This window comes from Erwinia sp. OLFS4, assembly GCF_002752165.1.
Classification (GTDB): domain Bacteria; phylum Pseudomonadota; class Gammaproteobacteria; order Enterobacterales; family Enterobacteriaceae; genus Izhakiella.
The window spans coordinates 1-5,723 of sequence record NZ_MOMB01000028.1; the positions used below are offsets into that span (position 1 = coordinate 1).

Sequence of the window (5,723 nt, forward strand, 5' to 3'; positions counted from 1 at the left end):
GCTATCGACTGAAGCAGAAACGAAAGGCCGGGGTTATAGCGGAAGCTGCTCCTGAGTAAACAAGGTGGATCAATATTAGACCGTTGGTGGTGACGGTAAGTGGATCACTTTTTACCCGTTGTTGACATAGACCGGCACCAAAGAGCATTAAAACACTCCTAAGCCCGCGTAAATGCGGGCTTTTTTCATTATTGGCTTGGCACTGTCTGGCAAGCGGCGGCATCGTATACCCAGGGTTCTGTTGCTGAATATGGCGATAGCAAACAGACTTATTGCCAGGAGACTGAGACAGGTTTCACCGGTGATGATTTTTGCTGAATGCCCGCTGCCAGGATAATGAGTTTCAGGAACGATAATATTGGCTGCCGGTGGCAATAAACAAATCAGATAAAGAGTGGCAGGATGATCGCTAATCAGCCTGAAATTGCGGGGCGGGCGAGCATAATCAGCAAGGATATTAAAATAAGCATCATGCCTGCTTTTACCAGATAAGGGCGGACTGCCTGACGCAGATTGGCAAAGGTCAGCGTTATTTTTGACAGCCATCATTCTCTAAGAAGTAGCGTAGCCAACGATTTTCCATTTTATTTGTCGCTTTAATGACGTAATACCCGCCCGACTGTTTTTACCTGCGTATGCTTCTGGCCGGTGATAGTGTTTAAACAACATAGGGCCGGGTTGCCGTTGACCACAGAGAACATTGCCTTTACCGGTGGCGTTGATATGTGGCGAGGGTTACCTGCTGATGAATGACCGGCAATGCGCGTTAGCAGGAATTGGCTTAGTTATCGTCCGGGTTTTTCACTGCTGCAGAAGGGGTTGTGCTGTTGTCCTGCTGTTTCTGCTGGAAGTGAGAAATAGCGCCGGGAATAGCCAGAATAAGGCGGCCGATAAGAATGATCAGGCTTATCAGCAGAACGATACGGGTCATAATGCCGGATTTGCGGCGCTGACGTCGGTGATAAGATGGTGTGGCACTGTCCACGCAAAAAAACCTGTATAATGCCCGGCCGGGCGACAGGCCAATTAAGTCATAATCAGCCGTCAGGGTCAATCAACATTTGCACAAAAAATAGCTAATTTTTACTACTGTAAGTTATAACCAGTAAAAAAGTTGCAAGTGGCAGTTATAAAAAGCGGTAGCTATTGCCTGTTTTGTCCAGCCTGTCGGCATATCTGCGGGAAAAAGACTACGCTTTGACGTAGTTTTTCTGGGCCAGCAGGGTGGCAAAATGCTGTGTAATTCTCTGGCCATTCTCATCCGTGCGATGCAGCTGGCCCGGGTTTTCATTGTACTTCACAATATGCCAGTTGCGGTAATAATGGCTCAGCTCGCCGGAGGCGAAGGTAAAAGGGAAGTCCGGCTGAGCGGGGTAGTCATCAGTATGCATTGCCGCAACAATCAGATTGAAGCCGCCTTTGACGGTGGCAGCCTGCATATCGGCAATCAGTCGTGGGATGGTGGCAGGTTGTAAAAACATCATAACTACCGTTGACAGCACAAAATCCCAGCTACCGTTAAAACGGTGTTGGTTTAAGTCCACCTGTCGGGTTTCAATTCCGCTGAGTCCTTCGGCGGCAATCACCTGGTTAAGATTGGCCAGACTGCGCGGATTATGGTCCCATGCGCTGACTTCAAATCCTTTAAGATTAAGAAATAACGTGTTGCGTCCGTTACCACAGCCGAGGTCAAGCGCTCTGCCACCAGAAAGGTGAGGCAGGGCAGCGACCACTTCAGAGTGGGTCGCGGTCAGCAGGTATTTTTGCGTAAAATAATCGTCCGGTAATTTCGTGTGCATTGTTATCTGCCTGATGAAGGCGGCATCGCCGCCTCGGGTGTTTATTTGCCGGCAGACGCTTCCTGAATAATCAGCTGCCAGCCGGTGACTTCCTGCCAGTAGCTTTGCTCTCTTTCCAGGTCGAGCTGTACCAGCGTGTTCTGGCTGAAGAAGTCCTGTGGGAAAGTTAGTGTCCAGCGACTGTCGTCAGTCATCAGCGTCAGCGTTTCCGGCACGGTTGTTGCCTGTCGCTGATTGTTTAACAGCGTGCCCAGGCGCAGTAAAAATATCAATGGCAGGATCTGGCGTTTTTTGAACAGCGTAAAGCGCGGCAGTTCATCGACTTTGATGGCTTTACGGTGAAAACGTACCAGAGTAGCCAGCAGCATCTGCTGGTCCTGATTAAATCCCGGCAGGTTGCTGTATTGCAGAATATAGGCAGAATGGCGTTGCATACCGCTGTGGTTGATGGTCAGACCGACTTCATGCAACATCGCAGCCCATTTCAGTAAAGCTTCCAGATGTGGGTCAGCCTGCTTAGTATTCTGCTGGCGCCACTGATCGTAGAGATCGCTGGTAGTACTCAGTACTCTGCGTGCCTGGTCGCTGTCAATATTATAACTGTTGGCAAGGCTCTGGGCGGTGCGGCTGCGAATATCCTGATGACGGAAACGGCCTTCCATTTCGTACAGAACGCCTTCACGCAGCGCCCCGTCGGACAGCCTGAGTTCTTTAATTGCCAGGGTGTCAACTATGCCACACAGAATAGCCAGCCCTGGAACAAATACGGTTTTTCTATCGTCGGAAATGCCCGGCAGATTGAGTTCATCAAAGCTTTTAAACTGCAAAACCTGTTCTGTCAGTTTTTCCAGTCGTTCCGGCGTAATGGTTTTTTCTTTCTCATCGATGCTGGCCAGCACTTCACACACGGCTTTAATGGTCCCGGACGCTCCCATAGCGTATTCCCAGCCAAGCCGGCGGTATTGCCAGGCTAGCGGCTCCAGTTTCTGCGCGGCGGCCAGGCGAGCACGGCGAAAATTTTCTTTCGAAATAACGTTGCCGGGGAAGTAGAGATTGGCAAAGCTGACGCAGCCCATGCGCCGGCTTTCCACCAGCCGTGGTTCGAAGTTTTCACCGATAACCAGTTCAGTAGAGCCGCCGCCGATATCAATCACCAGCTTGCGGCCTTTCTCTGGCTGTGTGTGCTCAACCCCCATAAAAATCAGGCGAGCCTCTTCATTACCGGAAATAACTTCAATCGGAAAATTGATAACTTTTGCTGCACGCTCCAGAAAGACATCGGCATTTTTGGCCTGACGCAGCGAATGGGTGCCAACGATGGTGACGTTGGAAGGGCTGAAACCCTGTAATCGCTCGGCAAACAGGGCAAGACAGGTCAGGCCCCGCTGCATGGCTTCTTCACTGAGATTACTGTCTGCGTCGAGTCCATCAGCCAGATGCACGCGTTGCTTGAGTTTGCCCAGCACCTGCATGGCGCCATCAACAACGCGAGCGATGACCATATGAAAACTGTTAGAGCCGAGGTCTACGGCAGCGAACTCCTGCGGTTTCGGCGTGTTTTTATGGGATACCGGCATAAATTAGTCAGATTGCTCCAGAGATTTAAGATAAGCATAAATGGACATCTGCGCGCGGACTTTACGGCGGTTGCCCCGTGGTACATAGCTGTTGCTCAACGCTTTGTCGATATTGCGCGCCTTAACGGTATCGCTAAACAAAATATCCATAATATTTACCACGCGTTCTTTAAGCGTCGGGTCAAGCAGCGGCACTGCGACTTCAATACGGAAATCAATGTTGCGCGTCATCCAGTCGGCAGAGGACAGATACACTTTTTTATCGCCACCATTTTCAAAAATATAGACCCTATCGTGCTCAAGAAAGCGATCGACAATACTGATAACGCGGATGTTATCGCTGATGCCAGGGAGCTGTGGGATCAATGAGCACATGCCGCGTATTAACAGATTCACCGGTACCCCAACGCTTGAGGCGGCGTAAAGCCGGTCAACCAGGCCACCGTCAACCAGATTATTAACCTTCAGGACGATGCCGCCAGGCAGCCCTTTCTGCACGTTAGCAATTTCGTTATCAATCAGCTTGTATAAACGCTCACGCGAGTTTTGCGGAGAAACCAGCAGATAGTCAAAATCGACCGGGCGGTAAGGGTTTTCAATGAAGTTAAATACCCGGCGCACCTCGTTAGTGATGCGGGCGTCCGCCGTCAGTAACGAATAATCAGTATAGATCCGCGCGGTTTTTTCATTAAAGTTACCGGTACCAATGTGGGCATATCTTACTACCTGTTCCCCTTCGCGGCGGCTGATCAGAAACAATTTTGCATGAATTTTCAGACCAGGCGCAGAGAAAATAACATGGACGCCGGCGGCGGTGAGTCGTTTTGCCCAGAGAATATTTGCTTCTTCATCGAAACGGGCCTGAAGTTCAACTACCACGGTTACTTTTTTACCGTTCCATGCAGCGTGCATCATCGCGTCCATGATGCGCGAGTCTTTCGCAACCCGGTAAATATTAATTTTTATCGACAGAACGCTCGGATCAAACGATGCCTGTCGCAGCAGTTCCAGCACGTGTTCAAAGGTATGATAGGGGTAATACAACAGTACGTCGCGCTGACGTATTGCATCAAATCCGTTGCGAAACTGGCTGAAATAATTATGGCGTAGCGGTGGTAGCGGCCGGTTTACCAGATTGGCCTTACCGACGTTCGGGAAGCTGATAAAATCTTTAAAGTTATGGTAACGTCCGCCTGGCACCACCGAATCATAGTTGTCGATGCCCAGTTTTTTTGAGAGCAACTCCACCAGATCATCGGGCATATCACGCTGATAAACAAAGCGAACCGGCTCGGCGGTCAGGCGCTGTTTCAGGCTGGATGACATCAGCTCCATCAGACTTGATTCCATCTCGGTGACCAGGTCATATTCCGCATCGCGGGTCATTTTCATCGAGTAGGTGTTGAGTTCGTCAAAATCAAAAAAGCCGCTGAATATTTCATCCAGACAGAAGCGCAGAATGTTATCCAGCAGGATCATCGGTTTACGCCGGCGTGGCGTTTCCGGTGGCAGATTGATAAAGCGCGGCACCTTGTCGGAAGGGATTTCCAGCAGCGCGTAACGATGGGTTTCTTCTTTGATAATTTCTACCACCAGGTAGGTGTAATCATCCTTAAGAAACTCAATCAGGTCGGTGTCGCGATTAATCAGTATTGGCGTAATATGCTGGCGCAGTTCATGACGGAAATAGTCGCGCAGCCAGCTTTGTTGATTGGGAGAAAGCTGGCGTTCGTTGATCAGAAAAATCTGGTTACGTGCCATTTCCAGCAGCAGTTCATTATACAGACCGTCAAATTCCTGCTCGGCTTTTAATACCCGGGTCTGGATTTTTTTCAGCAGCTGGCGCAGTGATGCCGGCGTGCCGGAGCCTTGTTCCTCGCCAATCAGAATACGGCGCTTTAGGTCCGAGAAACGAACTTTATAGAATTCTTCCAGGTTATTGGAGTAAATACCTAAAAAACGCATCCGTTCAATCAGCGGATTACTTTTATCAGCCGCTTCCTGCAGGACACGTTCATTGAAGGATAACCAGCTCAACTCTTTTTCTATATACAGCTTTTCCTGACCCATTGTTACTCCATAGTCGCGATCCAGGAGGAAGGTATCCAGTATCACGTTTTATTATGGCGAGAGTATGGCAATAAAGTCCATTAACAGAGAATGAATATTGGTGATGCCTCCAATTAGTAGAACATGTGTTTCTCGATAAACGCTCCAATGACTTTTTCGTGGATCTCAACTGAGCGCGAAAAGCAGATTGTTTTACGAGCCAACCGTTTAATGCGGGTGCGGAGCGTCAGGTTATTACGTTCAATGCGTTGGGTGAAAATTTTGCCCGTCAGATGCT

General features: G+C 49.4%; 5 protein-coding genes. All 5 read right to left on the reverse strand.

Translation table 11 applies throughout. The features are described from left to right. Positions 1–781 precede the first annotated feature (781 nt). A complete protein-coding gene (locus BL249_RS06490) occupies positions 782–985 on the reverse strand; it encodes a DUF2633 family protein (RefSeq protein WP_099707576.1) in 204 nt (67 codons plus the stop codon). 205 nt (positions 986–1,190) lie between these two features. Continuing rightward, on the reverse strand, positions 1,191–1,805 hold the full coding sequence (tehB, locus tag BL249_RS06495; RefSeq protein WP_099707573.1) for a tellurite resistance methyltransferase TehB: 615 nt from the start codon (positions 1,803–1,805) through the stop codon (positions 1,191–1,193). 35 nt (positions 1,806–1,840) lie between these two features. After that, positions 1,841–3,376, reverse strand: a complete 1,536-nt coding sequence (gene ppx / locus BL249_RS06500; protein WP_099707574.1) for an exopolyphosphatase — start codon at positions 3,374–3,376, stop codon at positions 1,841–1,843. 3 nt (positions 3,377–3,379) lie between these two features. Next, the gene (gene ppk1 / locus BL249_RS06505; RefSeq protein ID WP_099707575.1) at positions 3,380–5,446 is read right to left on the reverse strand and encodes a polyphosphate kinase 1; all 2,067 of its coding nucleotides are present in this window, start codon (positions 5,444–5,446) and stop codon (positions 3,380–3,382) included. Positions 5,447–5,559: 113 nt separating this feature from the next. After that, positions 5,560–5,723, reverse strand: a 164-nt coding sequence (locus BL249_RS06510) for an IS1 family transposase (protein WP_241898819.1), incomplete at its 5' end; no start/stop codon positions are given.

Bases quoted from the DNA above. Each gene is read 5' to 3' on its own strand.
- ppx (WP_099707574.1), bottom strand. From the start codon at position 3,376: ATGCCGGTATCCCATAAAAACACGCCGAAACCGCAGGAGTTCGCTGCC.
- ppk1 (WP_099707575.1), bottom strand. From the start codon at position 5,446: ATGGGTCAGGAAAAGCTGTATATAGAAAAAGAGTTGAGCTGGTTATCC.